18 protein-coding genes and 2 tRNA genes are annotated in these 25,030 nt (G+C 40.6%); 13 read left to right on the top strand and 7 right to left on the bottom strand.

What is annotated here, in order from left to right:
- Nucleotide 1 precedes the first annotated feature (1 nt).
- Entirely contained in the window at nt 2–1,321 is a 1,320-nt protein-coding gene (locus ATC1_RS01420) for a nucleotide sugar dehydrogenase (RefSeq protein WP_062277489.1), read from the bottom strand.
- Nucleotides 1,318–2,499, bottom strand: a complete 1,182-nt coding sequence (nagA, locus tag ATC1_RS01425; protein WP_062277490.1) for an N-acetylglucosamine-6-phosphate deacetylase — start codon at nt 2,497–2,499, stop codon at nt 1,318–1,320. The genes ATC1_RS01420 and nagA overlap by 4 nt, the downstream gene beginning before the upstream one ends.
- Before the next feature lie 489 nt (nt 2,500–2,988).
- On the opposite strand from nagA, the gene ATC1_RS01430 reads away from it, so the two are divergent.
- The 6 genes from ATC1_RS01430 (at nt 2,989) to ATC1_RS01455 (ending at nt 10,018) form a co-directional block, all read left to right on the top strand.
- Entirely contained in the window at nt 2,989–3,540 is a 552-nt protein-coding gene (locus ATC1_RS01430; protein WP_062277493.1) for an NADH-quinone oxidoreductase subunit NuoE family protein, read from the top strand.
- Complete coding sequence (locus ATC1_RS01435; RefSeq protein ID WP_082174606.1) at nt 3,533–5,413, top strand: NADH-quinone oxidoreductase subunit NuoF; 1,881 nt, start codon at nt 3,533–3,535, stop codon at nt 5,411–5,413. Before ATC1_RS01430 ends, ATC1_RS01435 begins: the two co-directional genes overlap by 8 nt.
- Before the next feature lie 8 nt (nt 5,414–5,421).
- Nucleotides 5,422–7,167, top strand: a complete 1,746-nt coding sequence (locus ATC1_RS01440) for an NADH-dependent [FeFe] hydrogenase, group A6 (RefSeq protein ID WP_062277495.1) — start codon at nt 5,422–5,424, stop codon at nt 7,165–7,167.
- Nucleotides 7,168–7,455: 288 nt separating this feature from the next.
- A tRNA-Ile gene (locus ATC1_RS01445) sits at nt 7,456–7,527 on the top strand.
- A gap of 297 nt (nt 7,528–7,824) precedes the next feature.
- On the top strand, nt 7,825–8,769 hold the full coding sequence (locus ATC1_RS01450) for an NAD-dependent epimerase/dehydratase family protein (RefSeq protein WP_062277499.1): 945 nt from the start codon (nt 7,825–7,827) through the stop codon (nt 8,767–8,769).
- Nucleotides 8,762–10,018 (top strand): aminotransferase class I/II-fold pyridoxal phosphate-dependent enzyme, encoded by a 1,257-nt coding sequence (locus tag ATC1_RS01455; protein ID WP_062277502.1) that lies wholly within the window; start codon nt 8,762–8,764, stop codon nt 10,016–10,018. The genes ATC1_RS01450 and ATC1_RS01455 overlap by 8 nt, the downstream gene beginning before the upstream one ends.
- 216 nt (nt 10,019–10,234) lie before the next feature.
- Here ATC1_RS01455 and ATC1_RS01460 read toward each other — a convergent pair whose 3' ends face one another.
- The 3 genes from ATC1_RS01460 to ATC1_RS01470 form a co-directional block, all read right to left on the bottom strand.
- Nucleotides 10,235–12,082: a formylglycine-generating enzyme family protein gene (locus ATC1_RS01460; RefSeq protein ID WP_062277505.1), complete on the bottom strand. Its 1,848-nt coding sequence runs from the start codon at nt 12,080–12,082 to the stop codon at nt 10,235–10,237.
- Nucleotides 12,083–12,677: 595 nt separating this feature from the next.
- The gene (locus ATC1_RS01465) at nt 12,678–13,316 is read right to left on the bottom strand and encodes a hypothetical protein (RefSeq protein ID WP_062277508.1); all 639 of its coding nucleotides are present in this window, start codon (nt 13,314–13,316) and stop codon (nt 12,678–12,680) included.
- Nucleotides 13,317–13,400: 84 nt separating this feature from the next.
- A complete protein-coding gene (locus ATC1_RS01470) occupies nt 13,401–14,414 on the bottom strand; it encodes a S66 family peptidase (protein WP_062277511.1) in 1,014 nt (337 codons plus the stop codon).
- A gap of 600 nt (nt 14,415–15,014) precedes the next feature.
- Here ATC1_RS01470 and ATC1_RS01475 point away from each other — a divergent pair.
- Nucleotides 15,015–15,590: a hypothetical protein gene (locus ATC1_RS01475; RefSeq protein WP_062277514.1), complete on the top strand. Its 576-nt coding sequence runs from the start codon at nt 15,015–15,017 to the stop codon at nt 15,588–15,590.
- A 192-nt stretch (nt 15,591–15,782) separates the two neighbouring features.
- Nucleotides 15,783–16,910, top strand: coding sequence for a hypothetical protein (locus ATC1_RS01480; RefSeq protein WP_062277517.1), 1,128 nt, complete (start codon nt 15,783–15,785; stop codon nt 16,908–16,910).
- Between the two features lie 96 nt (nt 16,911–17,006).
- On the opposite strand, the gene ATC1_RS01485 is transcribed toward ATC1_RS01480, so the two are convergent.
- Complete coding sequence (locus ATC1_RS01485) at nt 17,007–17,342, bottom strand: cupin domain-containing protein (RefSeq protein ID WP_062277520.1); 336 nt, start codon at nt 17,340–17,342, stop codon at nt 17,007–17,009.
- 49 nt (nt 17,343–17,391) lie between these two features.
- Here ATC1_RS01485 and ATC1_RS14870 point away from each other — a divergent pair, with 49 nt between their 5' ends.
- The 3 genes from ATC1_RS14870 to ATC1_RS01495 all read left to right on the top strand — a co-directional run bounded on the left by ATC1_RS14870 (nt 17,392) and on the right by ATC1_RS01495 (nt 22,427).
- Entirely contained in the window at nt 17,392–17,544 is a 153-nt protein-coding gene (locus ATC1_RS14870) for a hypothetical protein (RefSeq protein WP_172667688.1), read from the top strand.
- 94 nt (nt 17,545–17,638) lie between these two features.
- Nucleotides 17,639–21,037, top strand: a complete 3,399-nt coding sequence (locus tag ATC1_RS01490) for a YfhO family protein (RefSeq protein ID WP_062277523.1) — start codon at nt 17,639–17,641, stop codon at nt 21,035–21,037.
- A 46-nt stretch (nt 21,038–21,083) separates the two neighbouring features.
- Nucleotides 21,084–22,427, top strand: a complete 1,344-nt coding sequence (locus ATC1_RS01495; protein WP_062277525.1) for a YfhO family protein — start codon at nt 21,084–21,086, stop codon at nt 22,425–22,427.
- A gap of 192 nt (nt 22,428–22,619) precedes the next feature.
- Here the strand turns inward: ATC1_RS01495 and ychF are convergent, their stop codons facing one another.
- The gene (ychF, locus tag ATC1_RS01500; protein ID WP_062277529.1) at nt 22,620–23,696 is read right to left on the bottom strand and encodes a redox-regulated ATPase YchF; all 1,077 of its coding nucleotides are present in this window, start codon (nt 23,694–23,696) and stop codon (nt 22,620–22,622) included.
- Between the two features lie 52 nt (nt 23,697–23,748).
- On the opposite strand from ychF, the gene ATC1_RS01505 reads away from it, so the two are divergent.
- Together ATC1_RS01505 and ATC1_RS01510 are read left to right on the top strand one after the other, a co-directional pair.
- Nucleotides 23,749–23,829, top strand: a tRNA-Leu gene (locus ATC1_RS01505).
- Nucleotides 23,830–24,283: 454 nt separating this feature from the next.
- Nucleotides 24,284–25,024 (top strand): DUF6754 domain-containing protein, encoded by a 741-nt coding sequence (locus tag ATC1_RS01510; RefSeq protein ID WP_062277531.1) that lies wholly within the window; start codon nt 24,284–24,286, stop codon nt 25,022–25,024.
- Nucleotides 25,025–25,030 lie beyond the last annotated feature (6 nt).

Consider the following 25,030-nt stretch of genomic DNA (forward strand, 5'->3'; position numbering starts at 1 on the left):
CTTACAGCCTTACGACTTTCGGATTATTTTTTCCAAGTTTGCCCATTCCATTGCGTGTATCAACAATTAACCTGGCTTGATCATTGATTTTTTCATAGTCATAGCAGGAATGATTGGTTATGATGACAGTGCAATCCGCTTCTCTGATGGCCTGGTCAAGGTCTTTGACACTTTGATAATTTTCGTTTTCCAGGCTTAGATTTGGCACATAAGGATCGTGATAAACTACGTTTGCCCCTTTCTGCCGCAGCAGATGGATGACGTCCAAAGCCGGGCTTTCCCGCATGTCATCGATATTTGGTTTATATGCAACACCAAGGATGAGAATTTTCGATCCTTTCAGACATTTTTCACGCGTATTGAGCGCATCCTGAATTTTTGTGACGGTGTATCGCGGCATACCGGTGTTGATTTCCGAAGCCAGATCGATGAATCGAGCCGTGTAATGCAGCGATTTCAATTTCCAGGATAAATAGATCGGATCGATGGGAATACAGTGCCCGCCCAGTCCTGGACCAGGCTGAAATTTCATAAAACCAAAAGGTTTTGTCGCTGCGGCATCAATCACTTCCCAAACGTCAATATTCAGACGATCGCACATCAGCGCCAATTCATTGACCAGCCCGATATTGATCATTCGAAACGTATTTTCCAGCAATTTTGCCATTTCAGCCACTTCCGGTGAAGAAACCGGAATGATCGTATCCAGCGCCTTTTTGTACCATAGCGCGGCAATTTCAGTGCATCGATCGGTCATTCCTCCGATGATTTTCGGAGTATTCTTTGTCGTCCAATCCTTGCGTCCCGGATCAATCCGCTCTGGAGAAAAGATCAGGAAAAAATCTTCACCCACGACAAAATGGTTTTTTTCAACCAGACGGGGAAGGACCATTTCGCGTGTTGTTCCGGGGTAAGTGCTGGATTCAAAAACGATGGCCATGTTTTTATGTATATAAGGAGCAATTTTTTCAGTTGCTGAAATAATAAAAGAAAGATCCGGATCTCCTGTTTTTCGCAGCGGTGTCGGAACGCAGATACTCACCAGATCAATGTCCTGAAGAACACTGAAGTCATTTACGGCTTTCAGACTGCCTTGTTCTGTCAATTTTTTCAGCCTGGCGGACTCGATATCCGGAATATAACTGATCCCTTGATTGATCATGGTTGTTTTTTTCTCATCCAGATCAATGCCGGTCACCTGGAATCCGGCTTCGGCGAAAACAACAGCCAATGGCAGACCGACATAACCCATTCCGATTAAGGCCATTTTGGCTTCGTTTTTGATAATTTTCTCTTTCAGTATATCAAATGAACGATTCATACAAGGCCTTTGGAAAAGACGATTTCACCTTCAATCATCGTCATCTTTACATCATAGTTTTCATCCATCAGGATGAGATCCGCAAGTTTTCCTTTTTCAATACTGCCGGTATCACTGGAAATTCCCAGATTAATGGCAGCATTCAGACTGCTGCAGCGCCAGGTTTCTTCAAGTGAAGCGCCGGTATTTTGTGTAAAGTTGCGTAAAGCCTTGTTCATGGTAAGGGCACTTCCGGCAAGGTTACCGCTGGATAACCGGAGATTGGTTCCATTTTCGCTTACAATGACACTTTCATTGTCTGTGAACGGGTAACTGCCATCTGGCAACCCGGAAGGACGGATGGTATCGGTGATTAATGTAATTTTTTCATTCCCCTTAGCCAGCCATGCGAGTTTTTGAGCCGCAGGATGAGAATGGACGTTATCGCAGATTAATTCACAGGAGTACTCCGGAATGGTTAATGCACCCCCGATTGTTCCCGGTTCACGATGGCTAAAGGCTCCCATACCGTTGAAAAGATGCGTAATTACAGAATATCCATGCTCAACAGCCTTTAAGAGCTGATCATAATTGGCATTCGTATGCCCAGCTGCGACTGTAATTCCTTTCGCTGCAAACAAATCACCGGCTAAGAGATTCTCTTCAAATTCAGGCGCCATTGAAATCAGCTTAATAGATCCGGCACTCAGAAATGCATCAATTTCTTCTTTGGTTCCTTTGCGAATATTTCTTGGATCTTGAGCTCCGGCTTTTACCGAGTTAAAGAAAGGTCCCTCCAAATGAACGCCTAGTACTTTCGACCATTTCCCACGTAATCCAACCATCGATGAAGCAGCTTCAATGGCTCGAAGGATATTCTCTTTCTGATCGGTCAATGTCGTTGGCAAAAAAGCGGTGACACCGTGTGAGGCATTTCTCTCTGCCATTGCACGGATTTTTGTTGGATCGGCATCCATGGTGCAGAAACCAAGGCTGCCATGTGTGTGTTCATCAATAAAACCAGGCAGCAGGTAATTTCCTCTGGCATCGATTGTGTCAGAAATTAGCGATTCCAGTTCAGCGGGCGGCAGACCTTTTTGGAAATTAAGGATTTTTTTATCGGAAATGAGTAGCCATCCGGTGAACATTGCAGATAAAGGTGTGATCACCTTTGCATTCTTAATTAATTTGTAATTCATATTTTTCCTCACAAAATGAGTCCCCTGTCAGCGCTTCGAAACGCGGGGAGATTTTTTGTTGCTGTGTTGTTTTTGTTACATTATGGGCAAAAACAACAGAATATCAAGTTTTTTCAAAAATTAATCCAAACTTCGAATTGCCAGTTTCCTATGTAATTCTATCGGTTTTTTTTAACAATAAAAAAAGGAAACGAGAAAAATAATACTTTTTTTCACAATTAAAAACTTTTTAAACGAACTTCTATATTATAATATCAATACAACTGCCTATGAGTCGACAATAGCGCAGTTGCAATTCTGCATAGAATCTTATTTCTACAAACGCAGATACAGGCAAAGCTTCTTTGACGCAGAATTGTATCAACAACCATCGGGGGTTTTTCTATAAAATAAAGTTACAATCCCACAAAGAAATCCATTCTACAGATTTTCATATAACTGAATATTTTTGAATATCACATCAAAGTTCACATCTTACGGAGGATATTTATGGAAAGAGTGAGATCCAAGGCACAGGAACGGCAACTTCCCCCTGAGCTATATATTAAGCTGGATGAATATATCGATAGTTTGAAGATCAATCCAAGAAGTGATCGAAGGAAAGATTCTTTAATTCAGGTTCTTCACAAAGCACAGGACATGTTTGGATATTTACCGGAAGAACTTCAAAAACATATTGCCAATCGTTTTTATATTTCACACGCAGAAGTTTCAGGCGTTATCAGTTTTTACAATTTTTTCACAACAACTCCAAAAGGAAAAGTTCGAATCAACGTCTGTATGGGCACAGCTTGCTATGTCAACGGTTCGGAAAAGGTATTAGATGAATTTGAAAGAGTATTGGGAATAAAATCTGGAGAGGTGACTCCGGATGGAAAATTCTCAATTGAAAGTATTCGCTGTCTGGGAGCCTGCGGTTTAGCTCCGGTTGTGATGATTAATGATAAAGTCTATGGCAAGGTTCAGGTTGAAAAAATCCGTGATATCCTGGAAACCTACATTGTTGAAACGAGTAATGAAGAGGTAACTTCCCATGAATAGAATTAATTCCTACTCAGAGTTATTAAGCACTTGTGAAAGTTTGAAACCGCTTCTGCATTCCCGCTTGAACACCGGCATTCGCCCGGACGAGAAAAAATTGATCCTGATTTGCGGTGGTACTGGATGTCATGCGTCGGAAAGCGATAAGATTTTAGCGAAGTTTGAATCCTTAATTGATGAAAAGAATTTACAGAATGTTGTTGCTGCGTCAAAGACCGGATGCTTTGGTTTTTGTGCGAAGGGTCCGATTGTAAAGATATTTCCGGATGATGTTTTTTATGTTCAGGTAAAAATTGAAGATGCAGAAGAGATCATTGATCAACATATCGTAAACAATCAGGTTGTAAAACGCCTGTTATTTGAAGATCCCATTTCCAAACAAAGAATTCCTACCCAACACGAAATTCCATTTTATAAGAACCAGAAACGTATTGCATTAAGAAATTGCGGTCTGATTAATCCAGAAAAAATTGAAGAGTACATTGCTACCGGCGGATATCAGGCACTCGGACGTGCCGTAGCTGAAATGACACCGGAAGAAGTCATTGAGGAAATGAAACGATCCGGACTGCGTGGACGCGGCGGAGCAGGTTTCCCGACAGGGAAAAAATGGGAATTTGGCCGTTCTTATAAATCCGATGAAAAATTTGTGATCTGCAACGCTGATGAAGGCGATCCCGGTGCATTTATGGATCGTTCCATTTTGGAAGGTGACTCTCACAGTGTGCTGGAAGGAATGGCATTAGCTGGTTATGCCATCGGAGCCAATAAAGGTTATGTATATATCCGAGCAGAGTATCCGCTGGCAGTTGAACGTTTGAAAATTGCAATTAAACAAGCGCATGATGCCGGTGTGCTCGGTAAAAATATTTTAGGATCCGGTTTTGATTTTGAAATTGATATTCGTCTGGGAGCTGGTGCTTTCGTCTGTGGCGAAGAAACCGCATTAATTAACTCTATCCAAGGTAAACGCGGTGAGCCGCATACCAAACCACCGTTCCCTGCACAAAGCGGTTTGTGGGATAAGCCAACAGTTGTCAATAATGTTGAAACGCTTGCAAACGTTCCGATTGTTATGTTGAAAGGCGCTGACTGGTTTAATACAATTGGTTCTAAGACTTCCAAAGGAACGAAAGTATTTGCTTTAGCTGGTCAGATCAATAATGTCGGCCTGGTTGAAGTTCCGATGGGAACGACACTGCGCGAAATTATTTACGATACCGGCGGCGGTATTAAAGGCAATCTGGATTTCAAGGCTGCTCAGACAGGTGGACCTTCTGGTGGTTGTATTCCCAAACAGTTCCTCGATACTCCAATTGATTACGAATCACTTGCGTCCATTGGATCCATGATGGGATCGGGCGGTATGATCATCATGAGTGAAAAAGATTGTATGGTGAATATTGCCAAATTTTATCTTGAATTCACTGTGGAAGAATCCTGCGGCCGCTGCGTCCCATGCCGAATTGGAACAAAGAGACTGCACGAAATCTTGTCTTCTATAACTGAAGGCAGGGGAACTGAGGCAGACCTTGCAGAATTGCAAAGTTTGGCTAAGGTTATAACCGATACGGCTTTGTGTGGTTTGGGACAGACAGCACCGAATCCGGTTCTCAGTACATTGAAATACTTTATGGATGAGTATGAAGCTCATGTCAAAGAAAAACGGTGTCCCGCCGGTGTTTGTAAATCGCTGCTTAATTTTGAGATTTTGCCTGATAAATGTATTGGCTGTACTACATGCGCCAGAAATTGTCCAGTAAATTGTATTTCCGGCGTCGTGAAACAGCCGCATGTGATTGACCAATCTCGCTGTATCAAATGTGGAACATGCTACAGCAAGTGTAAATTCCAAGCGATTATCAGACATTAAATAGGAGTATGACCATGATTAATTTAATCATTGATAACAAACCTGTAACCGTTGAAGAGGGAACGACAATTTTAGAGGCTGCGAAGCAGATTAATATTAAGATTCCTGCCCTTTGCTATATGGATCTGGGCGAATTAAAGATGGTAAATAAAGTCTCTTCCTGCCGGATTTGTTCCGTTGAAGTAGAGGGACGCAGAAATCTTGCCCCATCCTGTTCTACTCCTGTAGCAGAAGGAATGAAAATTCACACCAATTCGAAACGGGTTTTATTTGCTCGACGGAAATTATTGGAGCTTATGCTTTCAAACCATCCGTTTGATTGTTTGACTTGTAATAAATCAACAGATTGTGATTTACAGACATTGGCTGTGCAATTTGGTGTCAATGCCAAACATTTCAAAGGTGTCCGATCTTCTTTCCCGGTTGACACTTCGAGCCAGGCTTTAAGACGTGATCCTGAGAAGTGTATCATGTGCCGTCGCTGTGAAACGATGTGTAATGAAGTTCAAACTGTCGGCGCCATCACGGCATTTGGCAGAGGTTTCAATACGGTCGTTGCACCAGCCGAAATGCAGCCGCTGGTCAACTCCAATTGTGTGTATTGCGGTCAATGTGTCACGGTCTGCCCTACCGGTGCTTTAACAGCAGTCGGGTATATGAAGGAAACCTGGGATGCACTATTTGATCCTTCCAAGAAAGTTGTGGTTCAGGTTGCTCCGGCAATTCGTGCAGCAATCGGTGAAGAATTCGGCATGCCGGATGGTACAGCCGTAACCGGAAAACTTGTCGCGGCTTTACACCAGCTTGGTTTTGATGCGGTTTTTGATACTACCTTTGCCGCAGATCTGACTATTATGGAAGAGGGAAAAGAAATTATCGAACGGATTCAAAAGAATGAAAATCTTCCGATCCTCACTTCTTGTTGTCCGGGCTGGATCAATTTCCTGGAATTCCATTTCCCGCAATTGAAATATATGCCTTCGACCAGCAAATCTCCGCACCAAATGATGGGAACAGTGGTAAAGACCTATTATGCGGAAAAAATCGGTGTCAAACCTGAGGATATGGTGGTCATTTCTGTCATGCCTTGTATTGCAAAGAAATACGAAGCAGCACAACCTAATCTTGAGACCAATGGCATTCGGGATGTGGATTATGTGATTACAACACGCGAACTTGCCAAGATGTTCAAAGAAGCTGGTATCGATTTGAAAGATATGCCGGATGAAGAATTTGATAATCCTCTGGGTGAATCAACTGGTGCAGGTGTTATTTTTGGATCATCTGGCGGTGTTTTGGAAGCAGCTTTGAGAACTGTTTACGAAGTTGTAACCGGCAATAAACTGGAGAATATCGATTTTGCAGCAGTCCGTGGTTTAGCCGGAGTCAAAGAAGCTTTCATTGACTTGAATGGCAGAATTATTCGCGTTGCTGCAACTTCTGGACTGGGAAATGCCAGAAAAATCCTCGAGAAAGTTGAAGATGGATCAATCAAGTATGATGTGATCGAGATTATGGCTTGCCCGGGTGGCTGCGTCAATGGCGGCGGTCAGCCGTTCTGCCATGACCGACAGGAGAAGATTGAAGCCCGTATGAGAGCGATTTACGAAATCGACCATACCACTAAAGTCCGCAAATCGCATGAGAACGCATCGGTTCAAAAACTATATGACGAATTCTTTGGCGAACCTGGCAGTGAGAAGGCTCATCAACTGCTTCATACTGATTACTGGTTTGACGATTCGAAAGCCTAAAAAAGAATTCTAAAGAAACTTACGATGAAGAACCGCTCATTTTTGAGCGGTTTTTTTTTTATTCTGTATGCTATATATTTTCCACGTATTTCGAATTGATGGGTTTATATGCAATACTTTGAGATCTGAAAAGAATTCCTTGTTGTTGTTATGGTTTTACGTGAAGCGTAAAACCATAACAACAACAAGTTTTCTTTCTTTATTCAAAAAGTCAGTCAAAAACTTTGAAGCAAATTTATAAGAAAAATTACATGATTTGAAAATATTCAATTATAATAGGGGAACTGCGGGCCTATAGCTCAGTGGCAGAGCAGGGGGCTCATAACCTCTTGGTTGTAGGTTCGAATCCTACTGGGCCCACAAATATCTGAATCGTCCAATCCTATGAATTTTCATAGGATTTTTTATTTTCCCTGTATATACGTCCCTCTCCTCTTATGGGAGAGGGAGGGAGATGGGAGATAATCTGGTTTATGGAGAAGTATCGGAAAATCAAAATTCATACTCTGCTTAGCATTGAATATTTGCGTTAAAATTGGTTTGAGAAAATGTCGGACAAGTTTTTTATCCCGAATTTATTAAGGAAATGTTCGATTAACGCATCTTCTAAGAATGGCATTTTGCTCCGCCAGTAGCAAAATGGGATGAAAGGGAAAAATGAAGAAAATTCTTGTCACGGGTGCTTGCGGTTTAGTCGGAAGCGATCTGGTTTTAGCATTAAAGGCGAAGTATGGTGAGAATACCATAGTCTGTATGGATTGCCATCCCGCGGATCAACATTTTGAAGGGGTCATGGAAGTAGGGGATGTGTGCGATGTCGCCTATTTGCGAACGCTTCAAAAAAAATATGATTTTGGTCAGATCTATCATCTTGCTGGATTGCTTTCTGTCGGAGGGGAGAAAAATCCGGATCGTGCCTGGAGAGTGAATCTGCTCGGCTTGAAAAATATCTTAGATATTGCTCGGGATTACCAATGCAGAGTTTTTTGGCCAAGTTCTATTGCAGTGTATGGGGAGACAACGCCGAAAGCATTGGTCCCGCAGCACGCCAGTTTTGAACCAACCACAATGTACGGTGTAACAAAAGTGGCTGGTGAATTATTATGCCAATATTATTTTCACAAATATGGTGTTGATGTCCGCAGTATCCGATACCCGGGATTGAATGGATATAAAGCAGCTCCCGGTGATGGAACGACCGAATATGCGATCCATATATTTTATGGATTAATCAAAGAGAATCGTTATGAATGTTTCTTGAAACCGGATACAAGACTTCCGATGATGTATATGGATGATGCAATCCGGGGGACAATTCAGTTAATGGAAGCGCCGGCAGAAAATATCACGATTCGCACCAGTTACAACTTTACGGCAATCAGTTTCACACCGGCCGAGCTGGTGGCTGAAATCCGAAAAATCTCTCCTGATTTTGAAATCATTTACAATCCTGACGATCGACAGAAAATTGCTGAAAGCTGGGCACAAACGATCGATGATTCGAAAGCGAGAGAAGATTGGGGCTGGCAAGAAGAATATGATCTGCCAAAGATGACCATGGCGTTATATAAAGGAGTCAAAGAAAGGTTGGAAAATGTCTAAAGCAAATTTTTATCATTCACTGCAAAAAGAATTATCCCGACTGGATGAATCGGGCACTTCGAAACGGAATGAGCATTTCATTGAGGATTTCAATAACGACCCTTCACCGAAAGCGATGATAGGCGGTAAAGCATATTCGATTTTCAATTCGAATGATTATTTGGGATTAAGACACCATCCGAATCTAAAAAGCGCGGAACATGCGGCATCCCAAAAACTGGGAACCGGTCCTGGCGCTGTTCGATTTATTTCCGGTTCTTTTGCTGTGCATCGTCAGCTTGAAAAACGACTGGCAAGATTTCATGGCAGGGAAGATGCAATTATTTATTCTTCAGCATTTGCAGCCAACCTGGCAGTGATTTTCAGCCTTGTACGTGGTCAGAGCAAAGACTCTGTCATCAGTAATAGTGTACTTGTGATTTCAGACGAACTAAATCATCGCAGTATTATTGATGGTGTGCGTCTGCCTAATTTAGGCAAAGAAGAAAAAGCAATTTTTAAGCATCTCGATGCAGATTCTTTGGAGCAAATTCTCAAGAGTCAAATCGGAAAATTTTTACGAGTGGTTGTGATTACGGACGGTGTTTTCAGCATGCTGGGTGAGTACCAGGATCTTCGGAAAATCCGTTCTGTCATTGACCAATATGATCAACAATATCCAGAGGGAATCCTCCTGATTGTGGATGATTGCCATGGAGTGGGAGCATTCGGATCGACTGGAAGAGGGTGTGAGGAGGTTTCCGGTGCGAGAGCAGATGTTCTGGTTGGTACCTTAGGAAAAGGTTTTGGAGCAGATGGCGGATATGCTGTCGGGGATCAGACCGTTATTGATTATTTACGTGAATCCTCTGCGACCTATATCTATTCCAATTCAATTGCTCCGGGTTGTGCAGCCGCGGCACAGGCGGCAATTGATTTGCTGGATTCTTCAGAAGGAGCGGCATTGCTCCAAAAGCTGAAAATGAATATTGAAGCATTGAAAAACCAGTTGAAAGAAAAAGGATTTCAGCTTGCTGCTGAATCTTCTCATCCAATCCAGCCGGTTTTAATTGGTGACTCCTTGCAAACAAAAGCGCTTGTCAAGAAGATGTTTGAGCGTGGTTTCTTAATTTCAAGTATTAATTACCCGGTGGTACCCAAGGGCAGAGATGAAATCCGCGTTCAGTTAAGCGCTGCTCATACGCTTGAGGATATTACGGATTTTGTCAATGCATTGTCCGAAGCTGCACGGGAACTGGAAATAATCTGAAAAGTAAGATCAGGTTCGTTGAATAGAAAAGTCAATCATAATTTCGACTCGCTGCAATTGATTAATTGTGTGCGAGATTTCTTCAGAACGGCGTTATCGAAACATGTCGCTGAGGAAACGAAACATTAAAGATCACATTATTCGTTAAAAATAGAAAGGGATCTATTACAGTTTTCATTTGAAACCAAATAGATCCCTTTCTTCGTTTTTATTATTCTATTGTGCCGGACGCGCGCAGCGAAATCCCCAGTCATAATTGGAAGCCCCCGGATCAAAGCTTTTTCTTGCGGTTGTACGTGTTGCATTAAAACCAGTCAGCCAGGATCCTCCGCGCAAAATTCGATTGTTCCCTGAAACCGGACCGGTCGGATTTTGTGTCGAGGCATTGGGTGTGCTGTAAAAGGTTTCACTGTACCAATCTTTGACCCATTCATATACATTCCCTGCCATATCCAGAACGCCATATGGGCTTGCTCCGGAGGGATAGTTTCCAACCGGTGTCGTATCTCCGATTGAATAATAATAATTCAGATTTCTTCCATCAAATGTATTTCCCCATGGCCATAGAAAACCCTCCGTTCCTCTGGCTGCTTTTTCCCATTGAGCTTCTGTCGGCAAACTGCCTCCGATCCACGCACAATATTCGTCTGCCCGATATGCGTTGGCATAGATGGCAGGGTAATTTGCATATTCTGGCTGCCCATAATATTTTTGCCTTGTATAGGATTGCTGGCTCCCGAGCAGTTGACAGGCACCTGCGCTGACGCAGCGGCTGTACATGGCATTCGTAACCTCTGTCTGATCAATCCAATACGCATCTAAATAGACTTCGTGCGCTGGCCCTTCACCGGCATTCCCTGATCCGGTACCCATAGTGAAAGTCCCCGCAGGAATGTAGATTTCTGTCATCCCATCCTGATTTCGAATTCGAGAAGATGGAGTTGGCGTTACAGTCGGCCAGGTTTGTTCAATCGATATATTTTGTTGTTGATTGGCTGATGAAAATGTAGGATTGGATATGGATGGCTGCAAATTAAATTGATTCATTCCTTGATAGGGAGGTAAAACCCCCGGCCCGTTTTCAATTTGAATTTGCCAACTTGTTTGGACTGACTGGTTATTCTGTTCAATTTGAATGTTTTGGACCATTTGGGTCGGCTGTGTACTTTGCTGTATTTGTTGTGCTTGAATGATTTGATTGTCCTGTTGTGTAAAAGGTCTTGCACAACGGAAACCCCAATCATAATTTGCTGCACCCGGTGCAAATTCTTTTCGGGTTGTTGTTCGAACTGCATCCATGTTGCTGAGCCACGAACCTCCGCGCAAGATCTTATCCTGACCGGAGGAAGGACCCGCTGGATTTTCTATCGATGCAGCTTGCGACCGATAAAAATCTGCGCTGTACCAATCTCGGACCCATTCAAAGACATTTCCTGCCATATCATAGATACCATACGGACTGATTCCTTCTGGATAACTTCCAACAGGAGTTGTATCACCCACCACATAATTTGCATTGAGATAACTGGCATTAAATTCATTGCCCCATGGCCACAGATATCCTTCAGGACCTCTGGCTGCTTTTTCCCATTGGGCTTCAGTAGGGAGACTGCTGCCTGCCCATCGGCAATATTCTTCAGCACGGTAGTAATTGGCGAACACAACCGGAAATTGATCATAAACGGGATTACCATAATATTTTGCCTCAGTGTAGGATTCCTGACTGGCTAATAATTCACAGCCGCCTGCGCTGACGCAACGACTGTACATCGCATTGGTAACTTCTGTTTGATCAATCCAGTAAGCATCGAGGTATACTTCGTGCGCCGGATTTTCATTGGATTTTCCTGTGTCATTTCCCATCCAAAATGTACCAGCCGGAATAAATATTTCGACCATTCCATCTGTATTGCGCGTAATTCCATAACCGGCAGGAATTTGAGAAGTCATAATCTCGGCGGGAGATGAAACTGCAGAAACAGGAACGCATAATTGTAAGATCAGTATAATGATGGCACATAGGGTGGTTTGGAAAACCTGACCCATTTGAAGCTTGTTGTTCATAGCTGCCTTTCAAAAAATCATTCTGATAAATAAGGCATTTTGATAAAAGTTTCGATAAATTATCAACAGTCTTTTGTAACGTAAGAAGTATTGTTTATTGTTATGTCTTTTTTCTTCATAAAAAAGATACAATAATAAAATTTCTCTTTTTTCAACAGGCTTTTCCAGGTTTCGAATGAATGATTTATCAATATTTCTCTGATAAATCCAGTATAGTATTTTTTTTTATGATGTTTCAAGCATTTCTTAGTAATTCAAATTACGGAATAACCTTTCGAAAAGAAGGAGGATCTTTGTTGTTTTTATGGTTTTACGCTCTGCGCAAAACCATAAAAACAACAATTTTTCTTGATTGATTGGAGAAGTTAGTTTTATCTCGAATTGCCGGCATTTCTTCAACAATTCGAAATTAGGAAGAATCCTCCAAATCATTTTGGCGGAAATTCAGCAGTGATTCAACTGTTGATCTATAAATCTGAAAAAAGATTTCTTTCCGATCACCATTCTCTGAAGAGAATCAGCTGTTATCAAAGATATCTATTTCTTTATTAAATGAATTTACTGGATACAAGTTTACGGTAGGTTTTTCATACCGCTACGCTGTGAAATAGACGAGCCCGCCTGAAAGGTTTGTAGTCTTATACCAAAGTTGAAGATCAAAGACAATTTCATGTCCTTCGTCTGATGCATGAACAATAACCTCTGTATTGTCAATTTCCGCGGAGGTGATTGTGATCCAATGCCAATTCTGAAGTTTCTTCTCTTTTCCGTTGGAAAGCGCCAGAAAACTGATCGGACAGTCTGAAGACAATCCGTCTGCGACAAAGTCTGCGATCATTGGAGAGGCTTCTCGTTGACCAAAAGGAGCCCTTTCGACATCCAATTTATGGGAGCTTAATTGAATATTTCTGGAGGATGCAAAAGCAATGACACCTTTTATAAAAAGTGAAATCTTATTCACGCCCATGAGTCCAGGCGTGACAAATTGATACAAATCATTCATGTGAGTTATAAATTCTTCCAAAACCATTTTGGAAGGAGCATACAGAGGTCTTAAATACGGGCGTGTGAAGGCAAGATAGGCTGTAACGAAAGCAGCTGAAGTCGGACCGCATCCTGCTTTTGTTCTCCATTGATCTGTAAACCATGCTTGATCAGGACCATAATATACTTCATTTTTCGTTTTGTCGGTGATTGTCAAAAAATTTGGATTTTTTAATTCATATTTTTTCATTTTAGAATTACCTGACCAATTGATTCAAAGTATTTATTAAAATGTTTTTTGCTGTTTCTACTATGATGAAATCGATTCCATTTTTTATGATTGATACGAAAAAACCGGTGACTCCAGAAGAGTAACGGTCTGTTTGTAAGCGTCAAGTCTGACTTTACATCCGATCGGAAGTGTCAGCATCGGGTGTGTATGGCAGCAATCGAATTGTGCAAGAACAGGAAAGGAAGTTTGACCCATTATTTCCAAAAGAATGTCATACGGTTTTCTCCCGGATCCGCAGTCTTTGAATAATTCATGTTTTCCAAGAATCAGTCCACCAATCCGGTCAAAAATCCCATTGATTTTCAAAAGCGAGAAACTTCTTTCAACGATGGCGGCATCTAACAGGGAGTCTTCCAGAAATAAAATGTCCCCTGTTTGAATTTTTGGCATGAACGGACTGCCCCAGATTCCTTGCATCGTGTTTAAATTTCCTCCGATGATTCGACCTTCTGCAATTCCGGGATGGATCGTGATCAATTGGTTGGATAAAACGTTTTTCTTTCGATTTTGCGTTTCCCAGTCGATGAACTCATCAGTCCAATCATCTGGTGTAGGTAAGATGTACGGAATCGGCATATTTCCAGCCACAATATTTTTAAAATAGGTCCAAGTATCATCCACTAATGGCGGCAGCTCACCCAATGAGGCTGCCATGGCAGGACCATAAAAGCAAATGAGCCCGGTTTGGGCATAAATGCCCAATAAAAGGGCGGTTACATCGGAATATCCGACGATGATTTTCGGGTTGTCTTGCAGGCTTTTATAGTCAATGTACGGAAGCAATGAATTGGAGTTCCAACCACCAATCGATGACATAATACATTGGACTTCCGGATCCTGGATGAGTTGATTTAATTCATCAACGCGTTCCTGTATCGAACCCGAACGATAATAATCTCTTTTACCGGTTAGCGCTCCTTCTTTTACTCGAAATCCTTTTGATTCAAGGAAGGACTTTCCGCGTTGATATCGTCGTACCGCTGTGCATGTGACTGGAGAAGATGGCGAAAAAACGGCAATTGTATCTCCTGTTTTAAGTTTTGGAGCGAGAAGCATTTTATGCCTCCTTCTTGATATTTCTCTAAGTATATTGTTGATTCTACAGATTGAAAAATTTTTTATGAATCTCAATTTAGACTGCAATGAAAAGTTTTACAATGACAGTATTTTTTACTGATCAGTAAATCGAAACAAGAAAAGAATTCTTTGTTGTTCTTATGGTTTTGGACTTCGCGCAAAACCATAAGAACAACATATTTTCTTTCTTTATTCAAAAAGTAAATTCAAATTTCGAATTGCTGTTAAATTGCTGATACTTAATTGAATAAAAAGTTCCCATACACTATAATGGTTTTATAATATGCAGCCTCAATAAGAATCTATTCTGTTTTGAAATTTGGGAATGCTCATTTATTCGTATTCAGTATTTTGAAATTTCGGGAAGCCTTTTGAGATAAGAGAGAAAATTTGTTTTGTGCTTCGCGCAAAAACAATGTTATAACAATTAATTCCTCTCATATTTCGAATTGCTGATTGTTATTATTTATTCGCGCGCAGCGATGAAAGAATACTTATAAAATTACTCTCTTTAGTTGAAAAGTCGGTCATATTATTTTAATAATGCTGAAATCTATTATGAGAAGGAGAATTTTTCAAATGATAAGAAGAATTTCACGATGTATCTGTTTTATTTTATTGTTGTCCTGTATGTGGACGACTGTATATGCTGCGGATGACAAGGAACAATTCACTCCATACTCCATCGTCTCGATTTTTGATTATGGCGACTCCGGACAGGAAGTGATGGATTATGTCACGGCAGTCGAAGGCTTAGAATGCGAAGCCGTGACAGATGAAATCTGGGGAAAAACAATTTCCTGTTCCGCAGAAGATCTTCATAATGAACGTGATTATTACACGTTTTATTTCGCTGATGATGAAACCCTCTACATGATGAAAGTGGATATTGTTTACACAGGCGGAGATTTATCACTTGAGGATTTGTATAATGATGTCGGCAGCAATTTCGAAGGTATTGAGATGGCTGATTATTCCGAAGGAGCTTTCTTTGAATATATTCAATCAGGATCCGTTGCAGCCAGATGCGGAATAGTAGACGAAACCTTGTATATCTGTATGAACGCCATTGAGGAAACTGAAGATAATTATCCGATAATAACCATTCACTATGCAGGATCTGATTTCGTAAAAGGATTTGATTCTGAGGATTAATCTCTTTTGCAGCACATACTAAGAAATCTTAATGGTTCAGTAATTCGAAATTTGGAAAAACCTCTTGAAATACAAGAAAATATTTGTTGCTGTGTTGTTTTTTTACCTTTTATACAAAAATACCATAGCAACAAATAATTCTTCCAATATTTCGAATTACTGCTTAATTTCTGACCTTAGGAAATGGGTAAAATGGATACCTTTAATATAAAATCATCTTCTTCTATGATACTTGTAAGTATTCTGATGAGTATTCTTCTCTTCTGCCATTTCAACTATGTCTTTGCTCAAAATTCAGACAAGCAATTAAGTGCTTATACCGTTATGGGGATTTTCAATTTTGGTGATTCAGAGAACAAGATGAATGAGAAGCTTGCTGATCAGGAAGGCTTTGATTGTAAAAGTCAAACAGATGATACATTCGGTAAAACGATCTTTTGTACGAATGAATATGATAGTGAGAAGGATTTTTATACGTTTTATTTGGATGGTGATCAACGATTCTATATGGCAAGAATAGACCTGGTCTACACCGGGGGAGATCTGCCAATTGATGAGATTTATCGTTCTGTCGCATCCAATTTCGATGCGATTAAAATGGATCCTTATGTCGAAGGCGCGTTTTATGATTATATGTCCAAAGGATCTGTTTCAGCAGAATGCGGAATTGTCAATCAGAACCTTTACATCTGTATGAATAGTGTGGCAGAAACCGATGAGAATTACCCGTTTGTCTCAGTTCATTATGTCCTTCCTGCTTTTGTGGAAGCTTATGATAAAGGTTTGTCCGTACCCTTTCATCAGCGAGAACAAGTAGCAATGGTTGATCCTTATAATGTCATCGGGGAAGTGTTCCATTTTGGCGATGATGGAAATTTTGTCATGGAAGATATGTCCTCCCGGGAAGGACTACACTGCGAACCAAAAAATGATCCGGAATTCGGAAAGGTCATTCTCTGCAATGTGGATGTATCTGATTATGAAAGCGATCAATATACCTTTTATTTTTCTGATGAAGAACTTCTCTATATGGTCGGCGTTGATATGTTCTATAAAGGCAATGAATACACAATCATCGAACTGTTTGATCAGGTTGCCGATCATTTCAGTGAAGTAGAGATGTTGGCTCATAATCAGGGGAAACTTTATGAGCGAATCCGGCAAGGAACGGAAGTTGCTGCCTGCGGGGATATCGTTGATCAAAACATGGTGGCTTGTGTTTCTGCTACTGAAAAGACAGATAACAACAATCCTTTCATTACGCTATATTATGTTGATATTGATGCAGCGAAAAGAATTGACGCAGGTGAATCGAAGTAGATCAAGTCCGGATCTTTCTGTCTGTATCATAAAAAAAATGGAAAGATCCGGTCTTATATAACGATCATTTTTAAAATATATTCTTGGTAATAAGCGCTAAGCGTCAAAGCGATCATTTTCAGTATAAGGAGCGAGGATAAATGCTGTTTTGGCATTTGTGTCGCCGACATTTTTCATCGCATGCGTTTCACCCGGTTCAGCATGCAACAATTCTCCCGCTTTAAGAATGTGTTTTTCTCCGCTGATCGAGAATTCTATTTTCCCTTCGATGACATAAAAATTCTCTTCCATAATTTTATGGTAGTGTCCGGGTAGTTCTTGTCCTGGTTTTAATAAAATGATCCCGAAATTTGCTCGTGGGCCGCGCAGCAGGTATTTGGGACCGCTGTCTCCAAAGCGATATTCCATTTCATTTTCTTTGATGATTAACATAGTGGATCCTTTCTGAAAACTGCAATTTGCTTTAATTCTACTCTGAGGAATGAACGAAAAACCAGGAGAAAAAATACCGATCGTGATTCAATTTATGGAAGGAATTATTTGCGATTGTATCGGTTTTGCACGAAGCGTAAAAATTGCATCACGCCAAATTTCGAATACCCGAATTCTTATATTTGAAATTGAAAAACGTTAAAATTGGGATGGATAATCAAATATTTTTGAAACCATAAAATTTTGAATCATAGAAAATAGTCGAAAACCTCTTTTCCAGGTTCGGGAGAAAAAGCATGAGTCTCGGGATAAAACAGAAAAACGAAATATTACTGAAAATGAAACAAATACAGGCAGCGGAATGGATCTTGAGTTTCTGGTTTGCTGTATCAGTATGCTTTTTAATTGGTTATCGTTATCTATCCCTTGATGAAATACTGGGGCGATCCGAAGTGATTCGACTCGCAATTCTGTTTTTCCTGACATTCTTCATCAGCATCGTACTATCAGTCTTTTTATTTAGAAAAAACAAACGCAAGGGAATCCTTTTATTTGTATCCATGCTTTTCGGGATGGTATTCGTTTTCATACTACCCAACAGCAAGAGCATGACTGTGGAATTGATCACGGATTATCAGCTCACGGTCATCGAAATGGATGACGGAGCTGAAGTGGGATTGGGCTGGGCATATTGGGCAGATTTTCCGGATAGAAGTGATGCTGAAATCATGGATTATAAGCACTATCAGGATATCAGTTTCAGTCAATTTAATCAGATCGGTACCTGGCAAGTTACTGAAGAAGGCTATTTGGCCACAACAGAAAAAGGAGCGTTTCTTCAATTCAAGAACCGCGGACTGCATTTTCATTCGCCGGTTCTATGTATCCGATCAAAAAACGGCCGGGCGTTGGTCTCAGAGTCCTATAATGGCAAGGTTCAATTCTATACACTGAATGGAGTGGATGTCGATCCGCTGCCGACGACCGGTTTCAGAAACTCATTGATAGGAAAAGCAATCGGAAAAGTATTGTTTGGCCTGTCCTATGGTGGAATCATCGCTTTGGTCCTGAATTCGCTGGTCAGACTGTTGAAAAGACCAATTGAAAAAATTCTTCCCTATTATACAGAAATCTCAGAACGGAAAAAATGGTATCAACAAAGCTGGTTCATTGCGGTAATGTCATTCTTATTACCGTTGTTGCTGATGTTGATCATGTGCGCAATGCTCCGGATCTACCCGCTTGGAAATAAAACGTTTCTGCGAGTGGATATGAACGGACAATATGTGGATTTTTTGGCATATTTACGATCTGTACTTACATCAGGGAATAATCTTTTTTACTCGTTCAGCAAGAATCTGGGCGGTGAGATGTATAGCCTGGCTGCATATTATCTGAATAATCCGATAAACTATCTTGTCTGTCTGTTTCCACTGCAGGATTTACCCAAAGCGGTCTCATTTCTGATAATTCTTCGGATCGCCTTTTGCGGGCTGACTTCGAACCTTTTCTTACGATATGTTGGGAAAGCAGGTTTTTCGTCAGTGATTTTTTCAACTGCATATGCCATGATGACCTATTGCATGGTCAATGCTGAAAATTACTTTTTTATCGATGGCGTCATTTTCCTTCCACTGGTGGCTTTGGGCATTGAAAAGATCGTTAGAGGAAAATCGATTTTCGGCTATGTCTTGTCATTGGGTGCGATACTAATGATCAATTTCTATATGGGATTCATGATTTGCATCTTCAGCGTATTGTATTTCCTGTACAGCGTTCTGATCCAGAATGGTTTTCATTCCCTCGTGAACACAAAAAAGCAATGGATTTCATTCTTTTTTGGATCGTTATTATCAGCCGGATTGGCCGCAGTTGTTCTGATTCCCGTCTTTTTGCAGCTTTCGGACAGCCCCAAGTATATCGATCCGTCACGTTTGAATTCATCGGAAAGTTTCCATTTGATAGACCTGATTTCCAAAAATTTCAGCGGCGCTTACAATCTCAACGAATATAAATTTGGATTGCCGGGCATTTATGCCGGCGCGCTGGTTACGGTGTTGTTGATTTTATATTTTTTAAATGGGAAAATCCAAAGCAAGGAGAAATGGCTGACTTTTGGATTACTTGCCGTGTTTTTCATCAGTTTCCAGAATCAATCTTTGAATATGATCTGGCATGGATTCAGCGAACCAAATTGGTGGCCGTTCCGTAATGCCTTTATCTTCAGCTTCCTGCTGATCAGTATATCCTGGCAAAGTTTCCTGAAGAGAGATGGACTGACACCGCGTATGCTGCAAATTTGCATGCTGATCATTCTTTGTATATCGATTTTCCTGGCGAAAAGTGGTTATTCCTATTTGTCATCTGCAAAAATCTATTTTGAAATTCTCATCTCCGGTTTGTGTTTGTTGATTTTTTATTATTGGCACCAAAATGAAAAGATAAACCAAGTTAAATCCTCGAACGTTATCTTCCCGGTGCTGCTTTTATTCCTGGTGTGTGCTAATCTGATCATGAACGCTTATTCAATTTTAAAGCTGAATATCGGAGAAGCAATCACATTGGATCAATATTTCGAGTCAACATATCCATCGGATGAAACTACACAAAGCATTCAGGATAACGATAGCGGTTTTTTTCGAATGGAAAAGTTGTTCTATCGAACGGTAAACGATGCTATGCGGATGAATTACGCTGGTATATCTCACTTTTCATCATCAACAAGACAATCTGAATTAAGTTTTCTGGCTAAGATGGGAGTTAATCAAATCTACTATTACACAGAATACGGTGAAGGATCAACAACGGCTGTGGATAGTCTGCTCGGAATTAAATATATAATTTCAAAAAACGATGATTTTTTGAAACCTTATCCGGAAATTAAATCTGAAAATGGGATTTATTTTTTCCAGAATCCTTTCGCCTTACCGCTTGGTTTCATCGTTTCCAAAGAGGTATTTTCTCTGGCTGGTTATACGGATGATCTTTTCGTGCTCCAGAATCAGATTTTTTCAAGCCTGACAGGAAATTCTCTGGGAGACATCTATACCCCTGCCAAAGTTGATCGATTGGTTGATGCGGAAACCCGCAACGAAACCTGGAAAATTTATATCGATCGATCGGATGCCTTGTATACCAATTTTTTTTCTCCCAAAGAGAGGCCTGTTTCGGCAACTGTGAATCAGATTTCGCTGATGGATCGATTTGCTGCGAACCGGTATGGAATTGTCCCCCTGGGGAAGTTTGAATCCGGTGATGTCATCGTCATGGAATTTGATAATTCAATTTCTGAAAATTATGCAATTCCTCCATATTTTTATTACGAGGATATCGATTTACTCAAACAATATTCTGATTTCCTGGGTAGAAATCCGGTAAATTTGCAGAAAAAAACCAGTTCTCATCTCACAGGATCATTTATTGCCGAATCTGAAAATCAGTATGCCTTTTTTTCCATCCCATATGATCCGGGCTGGAAAATATCTATCGATGGAAAACCCGTTCAGGCAATTCGCATGGTCTATGATCTGACGGGTTTTAAAGTTCCTTTTGGAGAGCATCAGATTGAGATGTATTATATTCCGGCAGGCTTTATATCCGGCAGCTGTATATCCGCTGCTTCTGTTGTACTTCTTGTTGTACGTTCGCTTTTTCGTAAGAGCGTGGCATTGGACGGGGATCCAACCGCGATCTAATGAAGAATCCTCGTTTTAAATACCGGTATTGCTGCGAATTGATTCTATGAAAAAATTGCTGAACATCATTTTTCCATTTTTCATGATTTTTTTCCTTTTGGGGATCAATTTGCAGACAGCTCACGCTGCAGACGGTCAAGCGGATGATTCTCAAATATCGAACATCGACTCTTATTCTGAATTTATCGCCAAAGTTGACTCGGTTTTGAACCGAATCCATCTTATGGATGGCGGCTTTTATCGCATCGAGAAAGATTTTCAACGTGATTTGAATGATGCGATGCAGTTTCGATATCATGGTTTATCGCATTATTCATCAACGACAAAAACGAATACATTGGATTTTCTATTAAGGCTGGGAATTAACCAGACCTATTACTGGACGCGATATGGCAGCGGATCAACCGCTTTTGTAGATTCTTTGCTGGGTATCCGTTACTTTCTTTCCAGAGACGAAGTCCCGGCAAAAGCGTATCCAGAACGATTCTCTCAAGACGGAATCCATGTATATGAAAATCCGGTAGCCTTTCCGATCAGTTTTCTCGTCGGGAAATCAGCAGTCCTAGGAACAGATGTTTATACAAAAAACCTGTTTGACATCCAAAATCAGCTATATTACAGTCTTGGCGGAGAAGCTGACAAACAACTTCTGATCCCTGCAAAAAATCCCAAAACTTCCTTGCTAAATATCAATACCGTAAAGGACGAAAAAGGAGTCCTTTATGCAAAGATTGACGGAAACAACGAAAGTGAGATTTCCTGGACGATTGAGATCGATAATCCCAATCCGCTGTATCTTTATCTGGAGACTCCAGATCGGACGAATGACGATACGGCTGAAATTTATGTCGATAATGTTTTCATCGGAAAATATCTGAGTGTGGATCGATATGGGATTCTCCCTTTGGGAAAATTTCAAACTGGCACGACCGTCATCGTTAAATTAAAAATGCTTAAGCCAAATTTGAAATTGAATCAGGCATATTTTTATTATGAAGATTGGGATCTGCTTCAGAATTTCTCAAAAAAAATACAGGAAAATGCGGTGACTCTTTCCGCGGTCAGCGGTTCTCATCTTTCAGGAAATGCAGTCGTGAATTCTGATGACCAATATTTGTTTTTTTCTATCCCGTATGATGATGACTGGTCTGTCAGCATTGATGCGGAAGTTGCAGAACCAATCCGAATATTTGATGCATTAATGGCAGTTAAAATCGATTCCGGGAATCATACGATTGATCTCCAGTATATTCCGAAAGGATTTCATACAGGTATTCTCCTATCCATCCTGAGTCTAATCCTCCTTATCGTGGTGGCTTTTTGGAAAAAAATTCAGAAATCAACGAATTTTCAGAATCAATCTGACTGCAGTGATACGAAATATCGTTAAGATTAATTGATGTTGTGATATTTATGCGCACAGCGCATAAATATCACAACATTAAATTTTCACGCTTTCCTCAAGAGGCTTTTCTTAATTTTGAATCCCAGATCTGACCGCTGTAATTTAATGTCGGAAGGATGAGAGTACAAACCAAATTCATAAAAAGAGTCTCGTTCATTTTGAACGAGACTCTTTTTTTTATTTGGACACATTGAATCGAATGTTGAGAATATCACCGTCCTTGACGATGTATTCTTTGCCTTCCAGTCGTAATTTCCCTTTTGCTTTTGCCTCAACCATTCCACCTAATTCAATCAGATCCTGATAGGCAATGACTTCTGCGCGAATAAATCCTTTTTGAAGATCCGTATGAATCACACCGGCTGCTTCTGGTGCGGTGGAATTTTTTTGAAGCGTCCAAGCTCGGCATTCATCAGCCCCGGCGGTAAAAAAGGATTCCAGTCCAAGTAAATCATAGGAGAGCCGGATTACCCGATTCAGTCCTAATTCTGTGATGTTGTATTCCTCCATAAACATGGAAACGTCTTCAGCAGGGAGCTGCGCCAGTTCCATCTCGATTTTTCCGCGAATGGAATCGATTTTACTACGTTGATGCGAATATGCAATCGATGGTGGATTTTGTGTTTCATCCAGGTTTAAGAGAATTAATATTGGTTTTCTGGATAATAATCCAAAACCCGAGATTGTTTTTTCTTCTTCCGGATTTAATTCAATGTCCCGCAGTGGTTTTTCTTCAACGAGGCATTCATGCATCCGATTAAAAAGGTCGATATCACGGTCGATGAGCGCTTTGTCTCGCCCACCGCCTTTCTTTTTCTCCTCCGTCAGTCGTTCCAACCTTTTTTCTACCGCGATCAGATCATTGATAATAAATTCACTGTCCATCGTTTCGATATCTCGTTCAGGGTTGATACTGCCATTTGGATGGATGACCTGATCATTTTGAAAACAGCGCACCACATGAATGAAACCGTCCATTTGAGCAAGTTTGTTCAACAGTTCCCCTGAGATTCCTGATTTTCCGGCGCTGCCGTCTAAACCGGCGATATCCGCGTAATTTACTTTTGCATAAATCGTTTTCTTTGGATTAAACATGGAAGAAAGCACATCCACACGGGCATCCGGAACATCCACCACTGCATCATGAATTTCAATTTTTCCTGTAACTGTTCCGGTTGGCTGTGTTCCACGCGTAAGTGCATTGAAAAGGGTTGTTTTACCACTTTGAGGAAGTCCAAAAATACCTAATCGCATGAAATACTCCTTGACCCTTTTGGGTTTTATGATTAGAATAATAGAGCTTAAAGCCGAAGTGGCGGAACTGGCAGACGCGCACGACTCAAAATCGTGTACCATTGGTATGTGGGTTCAATTCCCACCTTCGGCACAAAGATTATATCATAATCACTCTTCAATCCTCCGATCAGGAGGTTTTTTTTTGGCACTCATCAGACACATCGGACAGCAATGAATTCTTTTTCTACTTAGAATTACTTTACATCGATGTTTATTGTCTTGAGTAGAAAAAGGAATGAATAACTATCTGGCTGGATTTCAGATACTCATTATTTGGTAATCATCAAGGTTGTTGACTGATTTCTTCCAGTACTTCAAATTTTTTTGTCCGGCTTATTGTATAAACTTTCTTTCCTTTATTGAAAATGATCTGATTGACGAATTCCCGTTGAACAAAAAATGATATGATTTTATGGAGAGTTATTTTTTTTGACAGATTTATTCTTGTCAAGCCATTTTCGTATCACTTTAATTTTCTATATGCTATACTATAATTATTAATATAACAATTTTACGTATTAATTCATTATAAAAAGGACATATTGATGAGTTCATCACTGACAGGATTATTCATCATTTTGGGTGTGCTGGTCATTTATTCGATATCTCTTGTTTGTCAAAAAAGAAAAAAATATACTGATCTCTTTTATGAAAAAAAGTCAGCTAAAAACCTGCGATACCAAATAGCAAACAGTATTGAAGAAGGAGCGATGGTTCATTGTGATATCTGTAATTTGGAGGGAGCAGGTTTCTTTTCAGAAGGTACGCTTACAGCACTTCATACTACGCAAAAACTTTCCAATCAATTATCTTCTGCCGATGAACCGTTATTATTAACCAGTAATGACAGTGTACTTACTTTCTTTGGTAAAGAAGCCATCAATCAAGGTCTGAAGAAAAGCGGATTAGAGAATGAATTTGATCCGAATCAATCAATATTTGCCGGATATTCTCCTTTGTCCCATCAAGCGGGCATCATCGGCATATTGGATGGTGAAGCTTCAGCCTTTCATCTGAATATCGGCGCATTTGGTCCTGAGATTGCGCTGCAGGATTCCGCATTTGATTCTTCTGAAGGCATAATCGCTGCCGGAGACAATCTTGCAGCTCAAGCGGTCAGTTACGTGACTGCGGATGACGTGTTTATTGGTGAGGAAATATTTGAGCTGCCTCAAGTCATTCAGGAAAAACCGGAAATGGACAGCGGTTTGATTGCGATGGATATCATCCGTTTTGGGATCATTATCGCTTTGATCTCTGGAGCAGTATTAACGTTTCTATTCTGAGAAATC

It is taken from the genome of Flexilinea flocculi (genome assembly GCF_001192795.1).
Lineage (GTDB): Bacteria > Chloroflexota > Anaerolineae > Anaerolineales > Anaerolineaceae > Flexilinea > Flexilinea flocculi.